The following is a 23,548-nucleotide window of genomic DNA, read 5'->3' on the forward strand; positions in this document are numbered from 1 at the left end:
AACCCCCGCGGGTTGCAAGCCCGCCGCGGCCACGGCGCCCGCCGCGGCCCATTCCTCGGTAAGCGCGTTGGGCGAGGGCCACGTCGTTCGCGAGTACACCGTGGGGGAGGAGATAGCCAACTCCATCTCGCATGGCATAGGCATCGTGCTCGCCCTGGCGGCGTTGCCGTTCCTGGCCGTGCGCGCAGCCGCCCATCCCGAGAGCACCTATCTTGTTGCCGCGCTCGTGTACGCCTACTCCATGCTGCTCGAGTACACCATGTCCACGCTGTACCACGCCATCGCCGTCGACAAGGCGAAAAAGGTATTCAAGGTGCTCGACCATAGCTGCATCTACCTGTTCATCGCCGGTTCCTACACGCCGTTCTGCCTCATCTCGCTCGCCGATTCGGGCGGCCTGTGGCTGTGCGCGTTCGTGTGGGCCGTGGCGCTGGCGGGCGTGGCCAGCGAGACGTTCTGGGTGTTCCGCCCGCGCTGGATATCCGCCGTGCTCTACCTGCTCATGGGGTGGTGCGTCGTCTGGTTCCTGCCGCCGCTCGTCGCAGCGCTTTGGGGGCCGGGCCTGTGGCTGCTCGTGGGCGGCGGCGTGTGCTACACGATAGGCTGCATCTTCTACGTGTTGAAGAAGGTTCCCTATATGCATTCCATCTTCCACCTGTGGGTGCTGGCCGGAACGGTCTGCCAGTTCTTGGCCATCGCCTTCTATATTATGTAAGCGGCGCGTGCACGAGCGCGCGGGCATGACAGCCCCACGGTTGCCGGGGTGGAAGCGGCTCCGTACCCCTTCCCATCCTCCGGCGAGGCGCGAAAGCGCGAACGCGGGCCGCAGAGGCGGCTTCGCATGCATCCGCATCGCTTAGAAGGAGTGAGTTTCGCTTTCATGGACATAGGGATAAGCATCGTCGTCACGTTTTTGCTCGTTCTGGTTAACGGCTACTTCTCCATGTCGGAGATGGCCCTGGTCAACGCCAAGCACGTGCTGCTGCAGAAAGAGGCCGACGAGGGCGACAAGAAGGCCCAGCGCGCGTTGGGACTGGCAAGCGACTCGGGGCAGTTCCTGGCCACCATTCAGGTGGCCATCACGCTCGTGGGCTTCTTCGCGTCCGCTGCGGCGGCCACGAACCTGTCAGATCCGCTGGCCCAGTGGCTGTCCGGCTTCGGCGTTGGCTGGCTCTCGATCATCGCACCCGGCTTGGCCCCCGTGCTCATCACGCTCATCGTGTCGTACCTGAGCATCGTGGTGGGCGAGCTCGTGCCGAAGCGCATGGCGCTGGCCGATGCCGAGCGCGTGAGCAAGACGGTGGCCGGCCCCCTGATGGTGTTCCAGAAGGTAGCGCGTCCGCTCGTGGCGCTGACCTCGGCCTCGGCCAACGGCCTGTCGCGCCTGCTGCGCATCAAGAACGCCGACGAGCGCCAGAGCGTGTCCGAAGAAGAGATCAAGTATATGGTCACGGACAATGACGAGCTGCTGCCCGCAGAGAAGCGCATGATCCACGATATCTTGGACTTAGGGGACATGACCGTGCACGAGATCATGCAGCCGCGCGTGGACATGATCCTCGTGGAGGATACGGAAACCGTGCGTCAGGCCGTCGACCGCATGCGCGGCACCGGCTACTCGCGACTGCCCGTGTTTCACGAGGACATCGACCGTATCGTCGGCATCGTGCACTACAAGGACCTGCTCGCGCCCCTCATGGACGGCAAGGAGAACGAGCCGGTGGTGGCCTACGCCTACGAGGCCCTGTTCGTGCCCGAGACGAAAGACCTCTTCCCGCTTCTTTCCGAGATGCAAACGAATAGGCAACAGATGGCCATCGTGGTTGACGAGTACGGTGGCACCGATGGTTTAATTACGGTCGAGGACATTGTGGAGGAGATCGTCGGCGAGATCATCGACGAGTCGGACATCGAGAACAAGTTCATCACGCCGCTGTCGGACGGAACGTGGCTCGTGGACGGGCGCTTCCCCGTGGAGGATGCGCTGAAGCTTGGCTGGCCCGTTACGGAGTCGGATGACTACGAGACCATGGCCGGGTGGCTCATGGGCATGATCGACTTCGTTCCCCAGGTGGGCGATGAGTTCGAGTTCGGTGGGTACCGGTTCAAGATCCAGGCCATGCGGCGCAGACGCATCTCGAACATCCGGGTGACGCGCGAGGTGGGTGCGGGCAATGCGTCGGCCGTGCAGGCTGAGGAAGACGCGGGCCGCGGTCCTGCCGAAGCCGTTGCCGAAAAAGCCGAGCATCCTGCCTCCCACTGATAGTGCGGCGCCGAAGGTTCGACCAGGAGGCAGCGTGAACACCGAGAAGCGACTCTACCGCTCGCGCAATGCGCTCGTCGGGGGCGTGTGCGCCGGCGTTGCCGAGTACTTCAGCTTCGATCCGCTGGTCGCCCGCATCCTCACGGTGGCGCTCACGCTGTCTACGGCGGGCCTGTTCGCCGTCGCCTACGCGGCGCTGTGGGCAATCCTGCCCCTGGCTCCCAACGAGGCCGGCCCCGTGGAGGTCGAGCCCCATTCCGTGCACTCGGACACGTACGGCTCCGTGGATGTCGGCGCATCGCGGAACCGCGCCGACGACGCCGCTCGCGCCGCCTCCGAGGCGGCGGCTGCGCAGCAGCACCTCCCCTACGACGCCTATGCGGGCACGGGCCACGTGCCCCCCGAGCCGCCCACGGCCGAGGCTGCCGCGTGGGCGCACCGGGCGCAAAGCCAGGCACCCGGCTGGCAGGCGCCCGGTTGGCAGCCGCCCAGTTGGCAGTCACCCAACTGGCAGGCGCCGCCGAATGCAGGACGGGAACCGGTGGAAGGGGGATCGCCCCAGGTGCCGGGCGGCTACGCAGATCCGCTGCAGGCCGGGGCGCCGAGCAGCTGGCGCGCACCGGACGGTGCGGCCGTGCCGCCGCCCGTGACGATGCAGCAGCCACGGCGGAACGGTGGGGTGAAGGCGGCCGTGTTCACCGGGTCGTTCCTGCTGTTCTTCGGCATAGCCGCGCTGTTGGCCGAGAACATCGACGGGGTGTCATGGTGGCAGTTTTGGCCGCTTGTCCTTGCCATCATCGGCATCGTGCAGATGGTGGTCCCGGGGGTGCCGGGGCGCCGCATGCTCCAATTCGTGGACGGTCTCATGCTCTTCAGTCTGGGTGCCACGCTGCTGCTCTTCAGCCTGGGCGTAGTGGGCTGGACGTCCTTGCAGCTCATGTTTCTGAACCTATGGCCGCTGCTGCTCATGATGGTGGGGTTCTTCGTCATTGGCGGCGCACTGCATGCGCCGTGGTGGACCCTGCTGGCAGGGCTGTGCTTCGTGGCGTTCTGCGTCTTGGGGGTGCTGTGGTTCTCGGTGCCGGGGCCGAACGACCTCATCGTGCTCACGTTGCCCTACGGCCGCGAGTTCGCCTTTCCCTTCGAAGTGAGCATTGCGGTTGTTCGCTAGCGTTGTCGCTTGCACTCCGCGCTCCGTCAACCGTGGCTCTGTTCGAAAGACGAGCGCCCGCCGAGGATGCATAACCACCTGCGCATCTGCGGCTTTCCTGTTTGTCAAGCGAACAAAACGTGGAGGCCGTCTCCACACTTTTTTGCCTACGCGGGGTCCCATGGGCTAAAATACACCTCGACAAAACAGCATATCGCCCCTTCGGCAGCAACCACCCCTTACAACCTACTACGCTGTCACCGCTCCGGCGGCGTGGTCGTGTGCTGTTCATTGAAAGGTAATCGAGGTTTGACTGACAGACGATACAAGCAGCGGAAGTCGAGCATTGTCGCGAAGATCGCGGCAGTCGGGTGCGCGTCCATCGTGCTCGCCGGGTGCATCGGCTTCGGCATCGCCTCCGCTGGCGGCAGCGCGCAGGAAGTCGATGCGTTCGGCATCGACGCCATGAGCGCCCCCGTGTCCGAGGCGGATACCGCGACGTTCGCCGAGAGCGCGACCGATTCTTCCGCGCACGAGGCCACGGTGCTCGCCAGCACGGCGAAGCGCGACATCTCCAAGGGCATCGAGGCCATAGAGGCCGAGGAGGAAGCCGCCCGCATCGCCGCCGAGGAGGCCGCCCGCGCCGAGGAGGCCGCCCGCGTGGCCGCCGCCGAAGCCGCCAAGGCCGAACAGCAGGCGAGGGCCGCCCAGGACAGCGCCGCCTCCGCGCTGGCCAGCTTGCCCGATGTGGACTTCTCCGTGGGCAAGGAGGCCTTCATCTCTACGTGGTCCCAGCGCATCGACGCCTATCTTTCCGGCTCGCCGCTGGCGGGGCAGGGCGTGACGTTCGCCACGGCCGCCTGGGAATACGGCGTGGACCCGCGTTGGTCGCCCGCCATCTCCAACACCGAGAGCTCGAAGGGTGCCGTGTGCTTCAAGCCTTACAACGCCTGGGGCTGGGGCCAGTCGAGTTGGGGGAGCTGGGAAGAGGCCATCAACGCCCATGTGGCCGGACTTGCGAGCGCTTACGGATACTCAATCACGTACGGTGCGGCGATGAAGTACTGCCCGCCGAACTACGACCACTGGTTCAACGCGACGCTGGGCCAGATGCAGATGATCTAAACGTTTCGCCGGCCGCCGGGCCGGCGAAACTGTTTTCAGCCTCGGAACCCATGATGCCAGCCTGCCTGTAGCTGCTCTACGGGCGGGTTTCGTCGCTTTCCTGCGCGCGGGGCTTGCAGTATGCTAGGGCACGGCAGGAAATCGGCGCGAGGGCGCTTGGTGAAAGGACCGTTATGAGCAACGTGATCGTCGTCGGCTGCGGCCGCGTGGGTTCGCAGTTGGCGAACATGCTGTCGGACAACGGCAACAACGTGTGCGTCATCGACAAGAACGCCGACGCGTTCGCGAACCTGGGGCGCAACTTCAACGGCTCCACGGTGCAGGGCCTCGGCTTCGACGAGGAGACGCTCGTGAAGGCCGGCGTGGAGGACTGCGACGTCATTGCGGCCGTCACGCAGTTCGACAACACGAACCTCATGGTGGCCGAGGTGGGCAGCCGCCTGTACGGCGTGCCCCATGTCATCGCCCGCCTGTACAACCCCGACCACGAGCGCGCCTACATGCAGCTGGGCATCGACCACGTGTGCGGCACGTCGCTCGTTGCCGAGGACGTGTTCAGCAAGATCGTGTCGGGCCACGGCGCGCACATCGACACGTTCGGCGAGTTCGAGGTGCTGCGCTTCTCGCTCGACCTGAGCTGGCGCGACACCGACCACCCTACCATCCGCGTGTCCGAGATGGAGCGCGACCATGACATACGCATCATCGCGTTCGAGCGTGCCGACGGCTCCGCTTCGTCCATTCCCACGCGCGACTCGATCCTCTACCAGGGAGATTCCGTGCTCGCCTGCGTGCGCCATGAGCTGATCGGGGCGTTCTCTCGCTACATTCAGGACTAGGAGAATTCCATGTACATCGTTATCGCCGGCGGCGGCAAGATCGGGGAGTACCTGGCCAGCGTGCTGCTGGGAAGCGGCAACGACGTGGCCGTGATCGAGGAGAACCTGCAGACGGCCGACCATCTGTCCATCGTGCTGGAAGGACGCTACCTCGTTATCCACGGCGATGGGTGCGACTCGAAGTACCAGGAGGATGCCGGCATCCGCAAGGCCGACGTGTTCGTGGCCACCACGGGCCAGGACGACGACAACCTGGTGTCGTGCGAGATCGCCCAGCGCGTGTTCAACGTGCCGCGCTGTATCGCGCGCGTTAACAATCCGAAGAACCTGCGCATCTTCCGCGAGGTGGGCATCGAGAGCGTGTCGTCCACCACGCTCATCGCGAACCTTATCGAGGAGGAGACGCTGTTGGGCAGCGTGAGCGTGGCCTCATCGCTCACGCACGGCAACGTGGTGCTCACCGAGATCACCGTGCCGCGCATGCGCTTCCATTCCAACGAAGCCGGCATTTTGGCCGAAAGCGTGCCTATGCCGGAGAACAGCCTGATAGCCGCCGTGTCGCCCAAAGACGACGACAACGTGGAAGTGGTGGGCGAGGAAACCGTGCTCTACCCCGGCGACAAGGCCATCGTCGTAGCCGACACCGAAGTGCTGGACGAGGTGCGCTCCCTGTTCAAGGGGCTCTAGGCTCCGGCGGCGCTAGGTTCCGGCGGCCTGCCGGCCGCCGGAACGCTGCCGACGCTGCGGCCGGCCCCGTTGGTTATCGGCGCAACCTGGGTGTGCTCCTCCTATCCCTCGCGCGCCGCGCGCAGCTCCTCGAGGGCCTCGGGCGGGGTGTGGGCGCAGGTGCCGTCGCCCAGCGCGACCACCTGCACGGAGTCACCGGGCTTCACCTCGCCGTCCTCCAGCGCCACGAAGAACACGCCCTCGCGGGGGAAGATACAGTCGCCGGCCAGGTGGTAGATGGCGCACTTCGTGTGGCACACCTTGCCGATCTGCGAGAGCTCCAAGAGCGCCCCGCCCACGCGCAAGCGCGTGCCCAACGGCAATGCCAGCAGGTCGATACCCTCGGTGGTGACGTTCTCTGCGAAATCGCCCTCCGCCACGTCGAGGCCCATGGCCTGCGCCTTCTCGATGGACTCCCACGCCAGTAGCGATACCTGGCGGTGCCAGTCGCCGGCGTGCGCGTCGCCCGCCACGCCGCGGTTCGCCTCGATGGCGGCACCGCCCGCACACGGCGTCTTCCGGCCGCCCTTGCGCCGTGACGTGTTCACCGACCGCACGCGGCCCTCCCTGCTTTCCTCCATCTCGCCCGCCCTTCTCTTGAATGCCTAGTATTTCTATAGGAAATATATACTACTTGATCGAGGATAAGCAAGTCAAGGGCGTCGCGCTCAAGGCTCGACACTTTCCGTGAAGTGCGTCGCCCGGGGGCTTGTTTGCGGTATGCTGGTTGCCATCAGGTACGACGTGGGAAAGGGACCGGCGTGATCAACCGTTACACGCGCCCGGCAATGGGCGCCATCTGGGAGCTGCAGAACAAGTTCGAGATCTGGAAGGAGATCGAGGTGCTGGCCTGCGAGGCGCAGGCCGAGCTGGGGAAGTCCGGCATCACGAAGGAAGAGGCCGCGTGGATCCGCGCGCATGCCGACTTCACCGTTGAGCGCATCGACGAGATCGAGAAGGTGACGAACCACGACGTCATCGCGTTCACCACGAACATGGCCGAGTACATCGACGCCGACGTGCCGGAGGGCCAAGAGCCGCCCAGCCGTTGGGTGCACTACGGCATGACCTCGTCCGACCTGGGCGACACGGCGCTGTCCTACCAGATCACGCAGGCGATCGACATCATCCTCGAAGACATCAAGCAGCTGGGCGAGACGTGCAAGCGCCGCGCCTTCGAGTTCCAGGAGACGCTGTGCGTGGGCCGCACGCACGGCATCCATGCCGAGCCCATGACGTTCGGCATGAAGTTCGGCAGCTGGGCCTGGGCCCTCAAGCGCGCGCAGACCCGCATGGAGGAGGCTCGCAAGGTGGCCGCCACGGGCGCCATCAGCGGCGCCGTGGGCACGTACTCCAGCATCGACCCGTTCGTCGAGCAGTTCGTGTGCGAGCGCCTGGGGCTTGAGGCCGACCCGCTGTCCACCCAGGTGCTGGCGCGCGACCGCCACGCCCAGGTCATGGCCGGCCTCGCGGTGACGGCATCCACGCTGGAGTCCATCGCCATGCAGGTGCGCCTGCTGCAGCAGTCCGACGTCATCGAGGCCGAGGAGCCGTTCGCGAAGGGCCAGAAGGGGAGCAGTGCCATGCCGCACAAGCGCAACCCCATCACGGCCGAGCGCGTCTGCGGCCTGGCCCGCACCGTGAAGTCCAACGCGCAGGTGGCCTTCGACAACGTGGCGCTGTGGTACGAGCGCGACATCAGCCACTCCGGCGCCGAGCGCGTAGCGCTGGCCGACAGCTTCATCGCCCTCGACTACATGTTCGGCAAGATGCAGTGGATGCTCGACGGACTGCAGACCTACCCCGCCAAGATGGAGCACAACCTGTGGCGCACGAAGGGCCTCATCTTCAGCTCGAAGGTGCTGCTGGCGCTCGTGGACATGGGCATCAGCCGCGAGGACGCCTACGTCATCGTGCAGCGCAACGCCATGAAGGTGTGGGAGGACATCCAGAACGCCGTGGACGGCCCCACCTACCGCGAGAACCTCGAGGCCGACCCCGAGGCGAACCTCTCGGCCGAGGTGCTCGACGAGATTTTCGATCCCTGGGACTTCCTCACCCGCAAAGACGTGGTGTTCGACCGCCTGAAGGAGCTGGAGTTCTAAGCGTCCCGTTTCGCCACACGAACGCGAGCAAGGAGCTTTCCATTCGGAGGGCTCCTTTATTTCAAGAAGCGCAGCGACGTTGCGTCGCCTTCCTGCCAGGCGCGCCTTTCCCTTACCCGACCGGCTTCCACACCCTTACCAGGCAGTACTTCTTCGGCTCGCCGTCGATGGGCTTGTCGTCGATGTTGGCGTAGGTGACGATGGAGCCTTGCGAGCCGGTGGTGGCCAGGTACTCGCCGTAGTCGTCGGCGCCGTTCTCGGGCTGGAGGGCGAAGTACTCGTTCGTCTCCAAGTCGATGCCGCACACGGTGCGCTTCGACTTGACGATGAAGCATCCGCCGCACCAGGCGGGGGCTGCCGTGGGCGCGAGGCTGAACGAGAACCAAGGTGCGCCGCTGTAGTTGCCGTCCGCAACGGGGGACGCGGGCGTGTACGTGCCGATCTGGGAGATGCCGTCGCCGTAGTTGTACCAGGCGTCGAACGAGAACGAGAACCCGTTGTCGCCGTAGCCCGCCTCCAGCGGGCGCATGGAGCGTGGCAGCACCATGGTGTCCAGCACGCTGCCCGATGCGGCATCCAGGCGGGTGAGCTGGTAGTACGTGCCCGGAGTGTCCGCGCGCGGCGTGATGACCACGGAGTCGGCCAGCGCGTAGGGCGGCGTGCACGGCCTACCGTGGGACGTGTAGACGGTCTCGACGTCGCCCGATCCCAGGGAAGCGCGCTTGACCAGGGAGTCCTCGGCGCTGTAGTCGCCGTCGACCTTGGGCAGGATCTGCCAGAACGCGTAGGCGCCGGATGCTGCGATCGTGGGGGTCTCCCACTGGCCGTCACCTTCGTCCGCCAGGCGCGGATCGCCGGCCACGCCGTCGGTCAGGCGCGCCGTGTACACGCGCCAAAGACCGTCGAGGATGTCGGCCTCCGTCCACACGAGGCCCGACGCCGTGGCGCGCACGTCGTAGATCTCGAAGCCCTCGTCCTGGCCCACGGCCTTTTCCAGCACCGTCGACAGGTTTCCGCTGCCAAGCGACAGCAGCCCCACCTGCGCGAGCGGCTTCGCCTCCTCCGTAGGCAGCAGGCAGGCGGCCACGTCGTCGCCACTCGCCCAGACGAGCGATCCGTAGGGCAGCTCGGCTCGCACGGACAGGCCCATGCGGGTGGCGGCATCCTCCACGAGGGCGAACGCGCTCTCGGAATCGGACGTGTTCAGCGTGGTCACGGCCGAGGCGGGCACTTCGAGCACCGTCACGTTGCCGGCAGCCTCCTCACGCTGCTTGAGGACCACGGAGGCCGCACCGCCGGCCGCCGCGAGCGCGGTCACGCCGATGGCGCCGAACAGGAAGTGACGGCGCGTGAGCAGGATCTCCCCGCCGTTCGGCGTGGGAACGTGGACGCCGCCACCGCCGGAACCGGAGCCTGCGCCGTCTGTGCCGCGCCGGTGCACGCCTCCGGAGCCGAGCGCACCGCCGGGCACGACGGAGGCCTTCTGCGCGGCGCTCCTGCGTGCTGCTTGCCGCGAGGCGCCCGATCCTCCCAGGCCGCCGCTGCCGAGGCCGCCCACGTTTCCCACGTGGCCGCCGCGGGGGTTGGGCTTGCCGCCGGCGTAGGTGCCGCCGCCTGGCGTCGCATTGCGGCGCTGTGCGTTGCGCGCGCCGACACGGCTGGGTTTCGCGTGGTGGGCATGTGTTGATCTGCGGGTTACCATGGTGGATATTGTGTCATTTCCCGCACAGGTTCCAGCTGCTTCAGGGGTAATTGCTACAATAAACGCAAACACGACCTGAACGCTCGGAGCGGAGCGCGTATGGGATACGCGGCCAGGTGGGATCCGAGCCGGTGACGACTTGAGGTGGTATCCATGAGCAACGAGACGCGACGTATACTGCTTGTTGAAGACGAGAAGGCCATCCGCGATGCGGTGACGGCCTACCTCGAGCGCGAGAACTACTGGGTGACGGCGGTCGGCGACGGCCAGGAGGCCCTTGAGGAGTTCTCGAAGCACCACTTCGACCTGGTCATCCTCGACCTCATGCTGCCCCGTGTGCCGGGCGAGCGCGTCTGCCGCGCCATCCGCGACAACTCCGACGTGCCCATCATCATGCTCACCGCGAAGGGCGAGGTGGAGGACCGCATCATCGGCCTGGAGCTGGGCGCCGACGACTATCTGGTGAAGCCGTTCAGCCCGCGCGAGCTCGTGGCCCGCGCCCGCGCCCTGCTGCGCCGCGTGCACGCCGACAGCGAGCCGCAGCGCGAGGTGCTGGAGTTCGGCGAGCTCACCATCGATGTGTCGGGCCACAAGGTGCTGGTGAACGGCGAGGAGATCGACCTCACGGCCAGCGAGTTCAAGCTGCTAACCACGCTGTCGCGGTACCCGGGCCGCGTGTACTCGCGCATGGAGCTGGTGGAGAAGGTGCTCGGCTACGACTTCGAGGGCTACGAGCGCACCATCGACTCGCATGTGAAGAACCTGCGCGCGAAGATCGGCGACAACCCGCGCAGCCCGAAATGGCTGCATACCGTTCACGGCGTGGGCTACCGCTTCGAAGACCCGACCAAAGTCCAGCAGTAAGCACCGCGTGAGCGCCTCGAGCGTGAGCGCATAACCGTGCAGGAGGAGCGAAGCGTGCAAGACTCGGCGACGACCGGACCCATCGGCAAGGCGGGCGCGGACGACGCCGGTGCGGGCAAGCGCAAGCGCCCGGGTTGGGACAACCTGTCGTATACGACGCGCGTGACGGCGGCGTTCGCCTTCATCGCGGCCATGACCGCCCTGGTGGCCATCGGCGTGGTGTCGTTCGTGTGGGAGCAGCATTTCCAAACGTACACGCGCGAGAACATGGTGTCGACCGCCGAGTCCGTGGCCAAGGACATTGCGGCGAACTACGAGAAGTCGGGTACGTTCGACGCGCAGACGCTCGCGCCCGCGCGCTACATGGTCAACGTCACGCCGAGCATCGGCATGCGTGTCGTGGACAACACGGTGCCCGCGAACAGCGAGCAGTCGGTTGTGTTCGACTCCACGCTCGTCGAGAATGGCGAGGACGCCGCCGGCGGGGTGTCGCTCGTGCCCAAGCATGCCAAGCCCGAGCAGATGGTCACGGTGCCCATCGAGGTGAAGAGCCCCGACAACGAGATGACCCAGGCCGTGGGCTCGGTGAGCGTGTGGGTGCTCGGCTCCGATACGCTGCTGCGCTCCACCGACGAGGAGTTCCGCAACAAGTCCTACCAGGCCATGTTCTTCGCGGCCGCCATGGCCATCCTGCTGGCCTCGTGCATCGGCTTCCTGTTCGCCCGCAACCTGGTGGGCCCCATCAACCGCATGACCAAGACGGCGAAGGCCATCAAGGAAGGTGACCTGTCCGCCCGCACCGATCTGCACGGCGAGGACGAGATCGCACGCCTGGGAGAGACGTTCGACGAGATGGCCGACTCGGTGGAGAAGGACCGCGAGCTGGAGCGGCGCCTGACCACCGACGTGGCGCACGAGCTGCGCACGCCGCTCATGGCCATTCAATCCACGGTGGAGGCCATGGTGGACGGCGTTTTCGAGGCCGACCCCGAGCACCTGGAGACGGTGAACTCGGAGGTGCAGCGCCTAAGCCGCCTGGTGGACTCATTGCTGAAGCTCTCGCGCCTGGAGAACCGCGCGAACCCCATGAAGGAGGAGGTCGTGGACGTGGGCCAGCTCATCAGCGGCATCATCGCCACGCACGACGCCTTCGTCACCGACTCGGGCCTCACATTGGAGTACCAGGCCGACGAGGGCGTGCGCGTGCTGGGCGACGCCGATATGATACGCCAGGCCACGGCCAACCTCATCTCGAACGCCGTTCGCTACACGCCCGAGGGCGGCCACATCACCGTGCAGGTGAAGCGGGGCGACCTCATGGCCTCCATCGCGGTGCGCGACACGGGTATCGGCCTCTCGCCCGAGGAGTGCAAGATGGTGTTCTCGCGCTTCTGGCGCGCCGATGCCGGACGCAACCGCGAGAGCGGCGGCCTGGGCATCGGCCTGGCCGTGGTGAAGGAGATCGTCGACCGACACGGCGGCTGGGTGCAGGTGGAGGGCCGCAAGGACGAGGGCGCCTGCTTCACCATCCACATCCCGCTGTACGACGAGGGCCGCACGCCCAAGGCGCGCCAGCAGAAGCCCAAGCAGGCAAAGGTGCCGAAGGTTGCGAAGGGCAAAGAAAAACAGCGCCCGAAGGGGCATAGATAGCCAAACTGCGCGATAATGAGGCGCGCATGAAAAACGCTGCGGCCCGAGGAGAGCGCGCGGCGTGTCGATGAAAGGACAGAGCAGCATGACCGGAATGGACATCAAGCCCGACGCGCAAGGCAAAGTGCGCGACCTCTACGACTTGGGGGACAAGCTCTTGTTGGTGGCGTCGGACCGCATTTCCGCGTTCGACTACATTCTGGAAGACGAGATCCCGCACAAGGGCGCGGTGCTCACGCAACTGTCGTGCTTCTGGTTCGAGCTCCTGGACGGCGTGGTGGAGAACCACCTGATATCCGCCGACGTGGCCGACCTGCCCGAGCAGTTCAAGCCGTACTCCGACTACCTGCGCGGGCGCTTCATGCTGGTGAAGAAGGCCGACATGTTCCCCGCCGAGTGCATCGTGCGCGGCTACCTGGCCGGCAGCGGCCTCAAAGAGTACGAGAAGCAGGGAACCGTGTGCGGCATCGAGCTGCCCGAGGGCCTCGTGAACTCGTCGAAGCTGCCCGAGCCCATCTTCACGCCGTCGACGAAGGCCGAAATCGGCGACCACGACGAGAACATCAGCTTCGAGCGCCTCGTGGAGATCATCGGCGAGGACGACGCCTCCCAGTTGCGCGACCTGGCCCTCAAGGTGTACACGACGGCACGCGACCACGCGGCCGAGCGCGGCGTGGTCATCGCCGACACGAAGTTCGAGTTCGGACGTCTGAACGGCCAGATCATCCTTGCCGACGAGGTGCTGACCCCCGACTCGTCCCGCTTCTGGCCGGGCGACGAATATGCCGAGGGCAAGGACCAGCCCAGCTTCGACAAGCAGTTCGTGCGCGACTGGCTGAACGCCAACTGGGACCGCCAAGGCAACCCGCCCCGCCTGCCCCAGGACATCATCGATCGCACGAGCGAGAAGTACATCCAGGCCTACGAGAAGATCACCGGTCGGTCCTTCGTTCCGTTTGCCTAGCGGCAAACGGAAGTCCTCGACGCTGCGAGGCGCCGAGGCACCCGATCTTGGCGCTCCAAGCTTTGCTCACGTGCGCAAGCACGCTTCGCGAAGCTTTCACGCCAATCTCGGGCACCTCAGCGCCTCTCGCTGACTTTGCCAGACCTGCGAAGTTCAAAAGCATTCAACAAGGAGCAACATACCATGTCCCAACGCAACCCCATGAACGACCGTTACCAGACCGACGAGCATCGCGGTCAGACGCGCAAGAGCGCAGCGGCCATGAAGCCGAAGTCGAAGGCGGCCGCCTCGGTGCGCGTGCAGCCTAAAGAGAAGACGAAGCAGCAGAAGAAGGCCGAGAAGAAGGTGGCCCGCCAGAAGCAGAGCGATCTCGACCGCAAGTACTACAACCCGCCCACGCCGCAGTACAAGCGCCTGCGCAAGATCTGGTGGGCTCTGCTCATCGGCGCTATCGCGGCCACGGCGCTGTCGTGGGTGGGCCGCTCGTGGTTCCCGGACGCGGTGAGCTACGTCATGCTGGGCGCGGCCTACGTCTGCATCATCGGCGCCCTGTACGTGGACTTCTCGAAGATCCGCAAGGTGCGCCGTGCCTATCAAGAGCAGATGGAGGCTTCGAAGTCCAAGGAGCAGCGCGCTTTGGAGAAGCAGCAGAAGGCCGCCCAGAAGGCCCAGAAGGCCGAAGCCGCCGAGGCTCCCGCCGAAGAGGAGAAGCCGAAGAAGCGCGGCCTGTTCGGCAGCGGCTTCCGCCTTTCGAAGGCCGAGCAGGCCAAGGCCGAGAAGCAGGAGGCCGACGCTGCCGATGGCGGCGAGGGCAACGCAGCGTTCGAGCGCGGCAAGGCGAACGCCAAGGCCGCGGCCGATGCCGCAAAGAGCCAGTCCCCTAAGGGTTCGAAAAAGTAAGGGAGATTCTTCATGGTTTCTCGCGTGTATGTTGAGAAGAAGCCCGGCTTCGACGTGGAGGCGCAGCAGCTCGCGCACGAGCTGCGCGACATCTTAGGGATCGAGCGACTCGAAGGCCTGCGCCTGGTGAACCGCTACGACGTGGAGGGCATCTCGGACGAGCTGTTCGAGCAGTGCGTGCCCACGGTGTTCAGCGAGCCGCAGTCCGACGTGGCCACTTTGGAGATGCCGGCGGTGGAGGGCGCGGCCGTGTTCGCGGTGGAGTACCTGCCCGGGCAGTTCGACCAGCGCGCCGACTCGGCCAGCGAGTGCATACAGCTGATCAGCCAGGGCGAGCGTCCCGAGGTGCGCAGCGCGAAGGTGTACCTGCTGGAGGGCCCGCTCGCCGACGAGGACGTGGCCGCCATCAAGCATTACGTGATCAACCCCATCGAGGCGCGCGAGGCCTCGCTCGAGCCGCGCGAGACGCTGCGCATGGAGCAGCCCGTACCGCCCATGGTGGAGACGGTGGAGGGCTTCCTCGACCTGGACGAGAAGGGGCTCGCGGCGTTCATCGCCGACCGCGGCCTGGCCATGGATCTGGCCGACCTCGCGTTCTGCCAGCGGTACTTCGCGGAGGAGGGGCGCAACCCCACCATAACCGAGATCAAGATGATCGACACCTACTGGTCCGACCACTGCCGCCACACCACGTTCGGCACGGTGCTCGACGACGTGCGGATCGACGACGAGGCCGTGCGGGCGGCGTTCGAGAAGTACCTGGCCATGCGCCACGAGCTGGGCCGCGACGAGAAGCCGGTGTGCCTCATGGACATGGGCACCATCGGCGCGCGCTGGCTGAAGGCGAAGGGCATCCTCACCGGGCTCGACGAGTCCGAGGAGATCAACGCCTGCACCGTGAAGGTGAAAGTGGACGTTGACGGCGAGGAGCAGGACTGGCTGTACCTGTTCAAGAACGAGACGCACAACCACCCCACCGAGATAGAGCCGTTCGGCGGCGCGGCCACCTGTGTGGGCGGTGCCATCCGCGACCCGCTTTCCGGGCGCAGCTACGTGTACCAGGCCATGCGCCTGACCGGCGCGGCCGACCCGCTGGTGCCCGTGAGCGAGACGCTGCCCGGCAAGCTGCCGCAGCGCAAGCTGGTGACCACGGCCGCGGCGGGCTATTCGTCGTACGGCAACCAGATAGGCCTGGCAACCGGCCAGGTGAACGAGCTGTACCATCCCGGCTACGCGGCCAAGCGCATGGAGATCGGCGCGGTGGTGGGCGCGACGCCGGCCGACCACGTGCGGCGCGAGACGCCGGCCCCGGGCGATGTGATCGTGCTCCTGGGCGGGCGCACGGGCCGCGACGGCATCGGCGGCGCCACGGGATCGTCGAAGGCGCACAAGCTGGAATCGCTCGAGACGTGCGGCGCGGAGGTGCAGAAGGGCAACGCGCCGGTCGAGCGCAAGATCCAGCGCCTGTTCCGTCGCGGCGACGCATGCCGCATGATCAAGCGCTGCAACGACTTCGGCGCGGGCGGCGTGTCCGTGGCCGTGGGCGAGCTGGCCGACGGCCTGTTCATCGACCTGAACAAGGTGCCGAAGAAGTACGAGGGCCTGGACGGCACGGAGCTCGCCATCGCCGAGAGCCAGGAGCGCATGGCCGTGGCGCTCGCGCCCGAGGACGTGGACGCGTTCATCGCGCTCGCGCACGAGGAGAACCTCGAGGCCACGCCCATCGCCGAGGTCACCGAAGAGGCACGCGTGCGCATGGTGTGGAACGATACCGTCATCGTGGACGTGAGCCGCGACTTCCTCAACAGCAACGGCGCGGCCAAGCACCAGGACGTGCATGTGGTGCCCGGCGGGAGCTACGAGCTCACGTGGGAGGGCGAGACGCTGGCCGAGCGCCTGGGCGCGCTCGTGCGCGACCTGAACGTGTGCTCGAACAAGGGCCTGTCGGAGCGCTTCGACTCCACCATCGGCGCGGCCACGGCGCTCATGCCGTTCGGCGGCGCGCGCCAGCTCACGCCGGCAATGGCCATGGTGGCGAAGCTGCCCGTGTTCGGCGAGACCTCCACGGTGAGCGGCATGGCCTGGGGCTTCAACCCGTACCTCACGGCGGCGAACCCGTTCGTGGGCTCGTACATCGCCGTGGTGGAGAGCGTGGCGAAGCTGACGGCCGCCGGTTTCGCGCGCGAGGACATGTACCTCACGTTCCAGGAGTACTTCGAGAAGCTGCGCGACGAGCCCGAGCGCTGGGGCAAGCCCGCCGCAGCCGTGCTGGGCGCGCTGATGGCGCAGGTGGACCTGGGCGTGGGGGCCATCGGCGGCAAGGACTCCATGTCCGGCAGCTTCGAGCAGCTTGACGTGCCGCCGACTCTGGTGTCGTTCGCGACGGCCGTGGGATCGATCGACCGCGTGACGTCTCCCGAGTTCAAGGGAGCCGGCCATCGGGTGGCGCGCATCGCTCCCGCGGCTTACGACGGCGTGGTACCCGAGGCGGCGGGGCTGCTGGAGGCCATCGCGGTTGTGGAGCGCCTCATCGGCGAGGGCGCGGCGCTCGCCGTGTCGACGCCCGGCTACGGCGGGGCGGCCGAGGCCCTGTTCAAGATGTGCGTGGGCAACGGCATCGGGCTGACGCTGGACGAAGCCGTGACGGCCGACGAGCTGTTCGTTCCCGCCTACGGCAGCTTCCTCGTGGAGCTGGCCGACGACGCCGCAGTGCCCGCCGCCGGCGACGCCGTGCGCGTTGACGTGCTGGGCGAGACGACGGAGGCCTACGAGTTCGCCGCCTGCGGCGAGACGATCTCCCTCGCCGACCTGCAAGAGGCCTGGGAATCGCAGCTGGAGCCCGTGTTCCCGTACCGTGCCGAGGGCGAGCGCGTGGAACCGGTGTCCTTCGGCAGCGCCACGCCCCTCACCTACAACGGAACCATCGCGCGTCCGCGCGTGGTGATCCCCGTGTTCCCGGGCAACAACTGCGAGTACGACTCCGCGCGCGCCTTCGAGCAGGCGGGGGCCGTGGTGGACACGTTCGTCATCAACAACCTCACGCCCGACAAGGTGGCCGAGAGCACGGCCGAGCTGGTGCGGCTCATCAAGAACAGCCAGATCATCATGCTGCCGGGCGGCTTCTCCGGCGGCGACGAGCCCGACGGCTCCGCCAAGTTCATCACGGCGTTCTTCCGCGCCCCCGCGGTGACGGAGGCGGTGCGCGACCTGCTGCAGAACCGCGACGGCCTGATGCTCGGCATCTGCAACGGCTTCCAGGCGCTCGTGAAGCTGGGCCTCGTGCCGTTCGGCGACATCCGCCCGATGGACGAGAGCTGCCCCACGCTCACGTTCAACGACATCGGCCGCCACCAGAGCCGCCTCGTGCGCACGCGCGTGGCGTCCAGCCTGTCGCCGTGGCTTTCGCGCTGCGAGGTGGGCGACGTGCACACGGTGCCGGTGAGCCATGGCGAGGGCCGCTTCGTGGCGAGCGACGAGCTGCTCGCCCAGCTGCGCGACGCCGGCCAGATAGCCACGCAGTACGTGGGGGCGGACGGCCAGCCGTCCATGGACCTGGACGTGAACCCCAACGGCTCCGCCTGGGCCATCGAGGGTATCACGAGTCCCGACGGCCGCGTCCTCGGAAAGATGGGCCACAGCGAGCGCCGCGGCGCGGGCCTGTACCGGAACGTCCCCGGCGACCTGTTCCAGCCCTTGTTCGAAGGCGGCGTGGGCTACTTCACCGACTAAACGTCCCCATTGGGGACGTTCGAGCGGCGCGTCCTTCGGGGCGCGCCGCTTTCTCGATTGAAAAGGACGGGATGCCCATGGAGCCCGAATTCGTCAACCTCACGCCGGAGAACCTCGCCGACGAGCACCTCTCCTGCCTCATCCGCGTCAAAAAGCCCCATCCGGGCGTCGAGGCGAAGCGCCGATGGCTGGCCGACCGGCTGCGCGAGGGCCACGTGTTCCGCAAGCTGCAGGTGAAGGACCCGGTGTTCATCGAGTACGCCCCGCTTGAGACGGCGTGGGTCCCCATCGTGGGCGACAACTACCTGTACGTGTACTGCCTCTGGGTGTTGGGCGCGTCCAAGGGGAAAGGGTCCGGGCGCGCGCTCATGGAGCACTGCCTTGCCGATGCGCGCGAGCAGGGCAAGTCGGGCGTGTGCATGCTGGGCTCGAAGAAGCAGAAGTCGTGGCTGTCCGACCAATCGTTCGCGAAGAAGTTCGGCTTCGAGGCAGTGGACGCCACGGACGACGGGTACGAGCTGCTTGCCCTGTCGTTCGACGGCACCGTGCCGGCGTTCGCGCCGCGCGCCAAGGCGCAGAGGATCGAGCGCGACGAGCTGACGATCTACTACGATTTCCAGTGCCCTTACGTGCCCGGGCATATCGCCGCGGTGCAGCGGTACTGCGAGGAGAACGATGTCCCGCTGACGTTGATCCAGGTCGATTCGCTGCAAACGGCGAAGGACCTGCCCTGCGTGTTCAACAACTGGGCCGTGTTCTACAAGGGCACGTTCGAGACCGTGAACCTGCTGGACACCGCGTATTTGAAGCGGATACTCAAGAAGTAGGCGAGACTCCGGCGAAGGGGGTGCGGAATGGGTTTTCTCGAAAGCTTCAACCGCGGGCTGAGCGGGGATGACGGCTACGAGTTCGCGGGCAGGCAGGTGGCGTGCTCGCACTGCGGCGGCACCGCGTTCGACGAGCGGTCGGCGCAGCTCAACACGATGGGCCTCACGTTCCTCGACCTCGATTGGGCGAACAGGAGCGCCACGGTCCTCGTCTGCAAAGTCTGCGGCCACCTCGAATGGTTCTTGTGAAGCGATAGACTTGCACCCTTAAGTGCACTGTTGGAAAATTCCCTCGACCCATAATTGTCGAGCCCTGCACGGTGGGGAGGGACATTTCATGGGCTAGGCTTACTGTCTCCCGACTATCGCTTGAAGGCGGCGCACCGGTTACGGTGCGCCGCCTTTTTCGTCTTGGGCGCAAAGTCAAGACACTTCGCCCGATGTGGCTCGCGCGGCGCGACGAACGGCGTCGTCTGCAAATTGAAGCGGTCACGGCGCCTTCGTACCATGGGAACCAAGCGCGGAGCCGGTTTTCCGGCAGCTGCGACGAAAATTACCGAGAGAAGGAGGAACGAGCCCATGTGCTTCAGACCGTCATCGGCAAGTTTCGAGAGGAAGTGCCCGCAGTGCGGCGCGCCGCAGGAGGGAAGCGCCCAGACGTGCCCGCATTGCGGGGCCGAGCTGCCCGCGCCCGCCATGGCGGGAGCTCCCAGCGCTCCGGGCAGGCCTGCAGCTCCCGGAGCACCCGCGGCCCCCGGTGCGCCAAGTGCGCCGAAGGCCCCGGGTACGCCCGCCCGGTAGACGCGCGAACGCGGGGTGCGCAGGGGAGCGCCACAGGAACGAGCAAGGCCGCATTGCGGCCGGAAAGAAGGAAGGGTATGAGCGAAGAGGCTAAGAAAGCCGAGATCAACCAGACGGGGCGCGCATGGGCGGTGGCCACCATCGCCATCATTGCCTCTATTCTGATCTCGGCCAACAGCAATAAGCTGCCCGCCACCATGTCGCTGGTCATCCCGGCGCTGGGCATCGATACGGGCACCGCGGGCAACATCATGTCGTTGAACGGCTACGTCGGGTTTGTCTTGGCATTCGTGGCCGCCAGCATCATCATGAAGTTCGGCACGAAGAAGTCGACCCTCATGGTGTTGGGGTGCGCCGTGATAGGCGCCGTCATCAGCGCGTTCGCCACCGATTATATCGTCTTAGTGGTCGGACGCCTCATCGAGGGCGTGGGCTACGCCTGCATCGGCACGGTCGTCCCGGTGCTGTTCTCCGAATGGTTCCCGCCGTCGAAACGCGGCGTCCCCATGGGCATCTTTTCCGTGTGGGTGCCTTTGGGCTCCATGTTCGTCATGGGCACGTCGGGCTTCTTCTTCACCGAGGCGGACCCCACGAGCTACCACGCCGTGTTCTGGTTCGTGGCGGCGCTGCTTGCTGTGATCACGGTGGTGTGGGCGGTGGCCGTGCGCAACCCGGAGGTGTCCTACCTCGATCAGGAGTCGGGCCCGAATGCCGAGAAGCCGAAGGTGTCCGAGGGCTTCAAGAGCCTGTCGTGCTGGGTTGCCATGGTGGCCTTCGCCGCGTTCGCCCTGGGCACGGCCTGCGTCATGAACTTCGAGACGCTGTACATGGTGCAGACCATGGGCATGGACCAGGCGTCTGCCAACGGCATGTTGAACGTGGCGAACATCGCTGTGGTGGTGGGGGGCATCGGCATCGGCTTCGTCATGAACGCCGTCAAGAGCAACAAGGGGCGTCTGGGCATCTTGGTGGCCTGCTCGGCCGTGCTGGGCGCCTGCTTCGCCGTGGCCTACACCGTGAGCGACGCGCTGCTCGTGCCGTGGCTCATTGTGTTCGGCCTGTCCAACGGCGTGGTGCCTGCCATCTTCTTCACCATGGTGGCCGAGATCGCCCCGCGGCCGGCGCTGGCCAGCGTGTCCTCCACGCTCATGAGCTGCGGCCAATGCGTGGGCGGCATCCTATTCGGCATCGTGGGCGCCGTGGTGACGGCTGCCGGCTGGGCTGCGTGCACCGGGCTTCTGGTGGGCGTGGGCGTGGTGCTGTTCCTGGGCTCGCTGGCGCTTTTCCTGGTGCTGCGCGCCCGTGACGGCAAGCGGATCGCGGCTGCGGCGACGACTGTGGATGGGGACGGGGGGCCAGCGGCTGCGTGACGAAGCGATGGCCGGTAGAGGAAAACAGAGGCAACAAGAAGGAGAGAAGGCTATGGAATTCGAAAACGACCTAGGTAAGCCTTGGAAGTACCAGGACGGCGACTTCACCGTCGTGCGCTCCTCGGTGTGGTCGCCCCCGGGCTGCCATCCCGTGGGGTGCGGCATCAAGATCTACGTGGACAAGGACGGGCGTCTGGACCATGTGGAGGGCGACGAGAACGACCCCATCACGCACGGCCGCCTGTGCCCGCGGTGCCTGGCGCTGAAGGACTATGTGTACAACCCGTCGCGCGTCGTGTACCCCATGAGGCGCGCGAAGGAGGAGCGCGGCAACGGCGAGGCGTGGGAGCGCTGCACGTGGGACGAGGCGCTCGACCTCATCATGGACAACTGGAAGCGCCTCACCGAGCAGTACGGCCGCGAGACCATGGCCATCTTCGTGGGGACCGGCCGCGACGGCATGCTGTCGCAGGACTTCCAGTTGAGCATCTTCCGCACGCCGAACCTCGCGTACACGCAGTCGGGCTATGCCTGCTACCAGCCGCGCATGATGTCGTCGCAGATGGTGCTGGGCGCGCTGTATCCCGAGCTGGATTACGCCGGCGGCCTTGAGGGTGGCTACGACGATCCGCAGTACCAGGTGCCCGAGCTCATGGTGCTGTGGGGCAAGATGCCGCTCGCATCGAACCCCGACGGTTTCTTCGGCCACGCCGTCATCGACCTCATGAAGCGCGGCGCGAAGCTCGTGACCATCGATCCGCGCGTGAACTGGCTGGCCACACGCTCGGTGGTGCAGCTGCGCCTGCGCAACGGCACCGACGCGGCCCTGGCGATGGCGCTCTGCAACATCATCATCAGCGAGGATCTGTACGACCACGACTTCGTGGAGCGCTGGTGTTACGGCTTCGACGAGTTCGCCGAGCGCGTGGCGTACATGAAGCCCGAGGACGCCGCCGAGATCTGCGAGATCCCGGTGGAGGACATCTACCGCGTGGCACGTCTGTACGCCGCCGCCAAGCCGGCCGCCATCGCGTGGGGCCTGGCGTTCGACCAGAACACGAATGGCATGCAGGCAGGGCATTGCGTGCTGGGCATGATCTGCATGACGGGCAACCTGGACGTTCCCGGCGGCAACATCGTGGCCGACCTGTCCATGCCCGAGGACATCACAGGCTCGGCTGCCGAGGGACAGAGCGCCTACAACACCGACACCCGCGCGTTCATCACCGAGGGCTGGTACCAGATGACCGACGAGGAGCGGGCGAAGTGCGTGGGCATGGACAAGTACCCGCTGTACTGCAACCAGATCACCGGTGCGCAGGCCGACTGCGTGCTCGACACGCTGGAGACGGACGAGCCCTATCCCATCCGTATGGCGTGGATCGCGAACACGAACCTGCTCGCGCCCACGAACTCTGCCGAGCCCACCCGCTGGCACAAGGCGTTCCAGCGTTCCATCGACTTCGCGTTCGGCACCGACTGCTTCATCACGCCTACCATCCAGGCGGTGTGTGACGTGTTCCTGCCGCTGTCTACCGTGGTGGAGCATGACGGCGTGAACCGCACGCACTACGGTGCGGCCTCCATCACCACCGGCTGCGGCAACAAGGCCGTCACGGTGGGCGAGGCGAAGTGCGACCTGGAGATCTACTGCCTGCTGGCCGAGCGCATGGCAGCCATGTTCCCCGATGACCCTAAGGCGTGCTTCGCGCACAAGAAGTACGGCGATTACCACGATTACCTGAACAAGAACCGCTTGGAGGGTCGCCACGACTTCGACGAGGTCAAGCAGTTGGTGAAGTTCAAGCGCAAGGTGTACTACCGCAAGTACGAGACGGGCAAGCTGCGCCCCGACGGCCAGCCCGGCTTCCTCACGCCCACAGGGCGCGTGGAGTTGTGGTCGTCGCAGTACAACGACAACGGCATGGATCCGTTGCCGTACTACTACGAGCCCGACCTGAGCCCGCGCATTCCCAAGAAGAGCGCCGAGGAGCTCGACATCATGAAAAATCCGCGCGTGCCCGAAGAACTGGATGCGAAGTGGCACGAGCGCGACCTGTCGCACGAGGAGATTTGCGAAAGGTACCCCTTCATCCTGTCCACGGGGCATCGCCGCTACTCGTCGTTCCACAGCGAGCATCGGCAGATCGCCGTGCTGCGCGAGATCGACCCGAACCCCATGCTGGAGATCAACCCCGCCGACGCCGAGCGGCTGGGGCTGGCCGACGGCCAGTGGTGCGAGATATCGAACATGTTCGGTGCCGCGAAGTACAAGGCGCGCATCATGCCCACCATCAAGCAGGGCCATGTGGAAGCCGACCACGGCTGGTGGTTCCCCGAGCAGGACGGCAGCGAGCCAAGCCTGTTTGGCGTGTGGCAGTCGAACTGCAACGATCTGATTCCCGAGCACCACAACAACGCGCTTGGCCTCGGGGCCCCGTACAAGAGCGCCTGCTGCAACGTCGTGCCTCTCAAGGAGAGCTACGACGTGGACATGAAGGCGTTCGCCGAGAAATTTGGAAAGCTGGTGTGA

The 23,548-nt window shown here is 66.1% G+C and carries 19 protein-coding genes; 17 read left to right on the plus strand and 2 right to left on the minus strand.

The features are described from left to right. Positions 1-67: 67 nt before the first annotated feature. The 6 genes from K9U15_RS02330 (at position 68) to K9U15_RS02355 (ending at position 6,064) form a co-directional block, all read left to right on the plus strand. The gene (locus K9U15_RS02330) at positions 68-715 is read left to right on the plus strand and encodes a hemolysin III family protein (protein ID WP_241557643.1); all 648 of its coding nucleotides are present in this window, start codon (positions 68-70) and stop codon (positions 713-715) included. Between the two features lie 165 nt (positions 716-880). Further along, complete coding sequence (locus K9U15_RS02335; RefSeq protein ID WP_123672851.1) at positions 881-2,263, plus strand: hemolysin family protein; 1,383 nt, start codon at positions 881-883, stop codon at positions 2,261-2,263. A gap of 34 nt (positions 2,264-2,297) precedes the next feature. Continuing rightward, the gene (locus K9U15_RS02340; protein WP_161959707.1) at positions 2,298-3,434 is read left to right on the plus strand and encodes a PspC domain-containing protein; all 1,137 of its coding nucleotides are present in this window, start codon (positions 2,298-2,300) and stop codon (positions 3,432-3,434) included. Between the two features lie 288 nt (positions 3,435-3,722). Further along, the gene (locus K9U15_RS02345; RefSeq protein WP_087190270.1) at positions 3,723-4,538 is read left to right on the plus strand and encodes a CMP-2-keto-3-deoxyoctulosonic acid synthetase; all 816 of its coding nucleotides are present in this window, start codon (positions 3,723-3,725) and stop codon (positions 4,536-4,538) included. 173 nt (positions 4,539-4,711) lie between these two features. Beyond that, on the plus strand, positions 4,712-5,377 hold the full coding sequence (locus K9U15_RS02350) for a TrkA family potassium uptake protein (protein WP_015539183.1): 666 nt from the start codon (positions 4,712-4,714) through the stop codon (positions 5,375-5,377). Between the two features lie 9 nt (positions 5,378-5,386). Continuing rightward, positions 5,387-6,064, plus strand: a complete 678-nt coding sequence (locus K9U15_RS02355) for a TrkA family potassium uptake protein (protein WP_123672847.1) — start codon at positions 5,387-5,389, stop codon at positions 6,062-6,064. Positions 6,065-6,165: 101 nt separating this feature from the next. Here K9U15_RS02355 and K9U15_RS02360 read toward each other — a convergent pair whose 3' ends face one another. Next, the gene (locus tag K9U15_RS02360; protein WP_123672845.1) at positions 6,166-6,684 is read right to left on the minus strand and encodes an MOSC domain-containing protein; all 519 of its coding nucleotides are present in this window, start codon (positions 6,682-6,684) and stop codon (positions 6,166-6,168) included. A gap of 180 nt (positions 6,685-6,864) precedes the next feature. On the opposite strand from K9U15_RS02360, the gene purB reads away from it, so the two are divergent. After that, a complete protein-coding gene (purB, locus tag K9U15_RS02365; protein WP_123672843.1) occupies positions 6,865-8,208 on the plus strand; it encodes an adenylosuccinate lyase in 1,344 nt (447 codons plus the stop codon). 112 nt (positions 8,209-8,320) lie between these two features. On the opposite strand, the gene K9U15_RS02370 is transcribed toward purB, so the two are convergent. Further along, the gene (locus tag K9U15_RS02370) at positions 8,321-9,910 is read right to left on the minus strand and encodes a Tat pathway signal protein (protein ID WP_301155539.1); all 1,590 of its coding nucleotides are present in this window, start codon (positions 9,908-9,910) and stop codon (positions 8,321-8,323) included. 153 nt (positions 9,911-10,063) lie between these two features. On the opposite strand from K9U15_RS02370, the gene K9U15_RS02375 reads away from it, so the two are divergent. The 10 genes from K9U15_RS02375 (at position 10,064) to K9U15_RS02415 (ending at position 23,548) form a co-directional block, all read left to right on the plus strand. Next, positions 10,064-10,774, plus strand: coding sequence for a response regulator transcription factor (locus tag K9U15_RS02375; protein WP_015539178.1), 711 nt, complete (start codon positions 10,064-10,066; stop codon positions 10,772-10,774). 54 nt (positions 10,775-10,828) lie between these two features. After that, entirely contained in the window at positions 10,829-12,424 is a 1,596-nt protein-coding gene (locus tag K9U15_RS02380) for a HAMP domain-containing sensor histidine kinase (RefSeq protein ID WP_224767959.1), read from the plus strand. 85 nt (positions 12,425-12,509) lie between these two features. Beyond that, positions 12,510-13,388, plus strand: coding sequence for a phosphoribosylaminoimidazolesuccinocarboxamide synthase (locus tag K9U15_RS02385; protein ID WP_096227437.1), 879 nt, complete (start codon positions 12,510-12,512; stop codon positions 13,386-13,388). A 183-nt stretch (positions 13,389-13,571) separates the two neighbouring features. Continuing rightward, complete coding sequence (locus K9U15_RS02390) at positions 13,572-14,288, plus strand: hypothetical protein (protein ID WP_227114993.1); 717 nt, start codon at positions 13,572-13,574, stop codon at positions 14,286-14,288. Between the two features lie 12 nt (positions 14,289-14,300). After that, complete coding sequence (locus K9U15_RS02395; protein WP_301155540.1) at positions 14,301-18,017, plus strand: phosphoribosylformylglycinamidine synthase; 3,717 nt, start codon at positions 14,301-14,303, stop codon at positions 18,015-18,017. Positions 18,018-18,094: 77 nt separating this feature from the next. Next, complete coding sequence (locus tag K9U15_RS02400; RefSeq protein WP_123672839.1) at positions 18,095-18,844, plus strand: GNAT family N-acetyltransferase; 750 nt, start codon at positions 18,095-18,097, stop codon at positions 18,842-18,844. A 27-nt stretch (positions 18,845-18,871) separates the two neighbouring features. Beyond that, complete coding sequence (locus K9U15_RS02405) at positions 18,872-19,093, plus strand: DNA-binding protein (RefSeq protein ID WP_123672837.1); 222 nt, start codon at positions 18,872-18,874, stop codon at positions 19,091-19,093. Between the two features lie 330 nt (positions 19,094-19,423). Next, positions 19,424-19,645, plus strand: a complete 222-nt coding sequence (locus K9U15_RS14490) for a zinc ribbon domain-containing protein (RefSeq protein ID WP_161959706.1) — start codon at positions 19,424-19,426, stop codon at positions 19,643-19,645. Between the two features lie 77 nt (positions 19,646-19,722). Beyond that, entirely contained in the window at positions 19,723-21,015 is a 1,293-nt protein-coding gene (locus K9U15_RS02410; protein ID WP_123672835.1) for an MFS transporter, read from the plus strand. Between the two features lie 52 nt (positions 21,016-21,067). Beyond that, positions 21,068-23,548 (plus strand): molybdopterin-dependent oxidoreductase, encoded by a 2,481-nt coding sequence (locus K9U15_RS02415; RefSeq protein ID WP_123672834.1) that lies wholly within the window; start codon positions 21,068-21,070, stop codon positions 23,546-23,548.

Source organism: Gordonibacter sp. RACS_AR68 (assembly GCF_030418485.1).
GTDB lineage: Bacteria > Actinomycetota > Coriobacteriia > Coriobacteriales > Eggerthellaceae > Gordonibacter > Gordonibacter urolithinfaciens.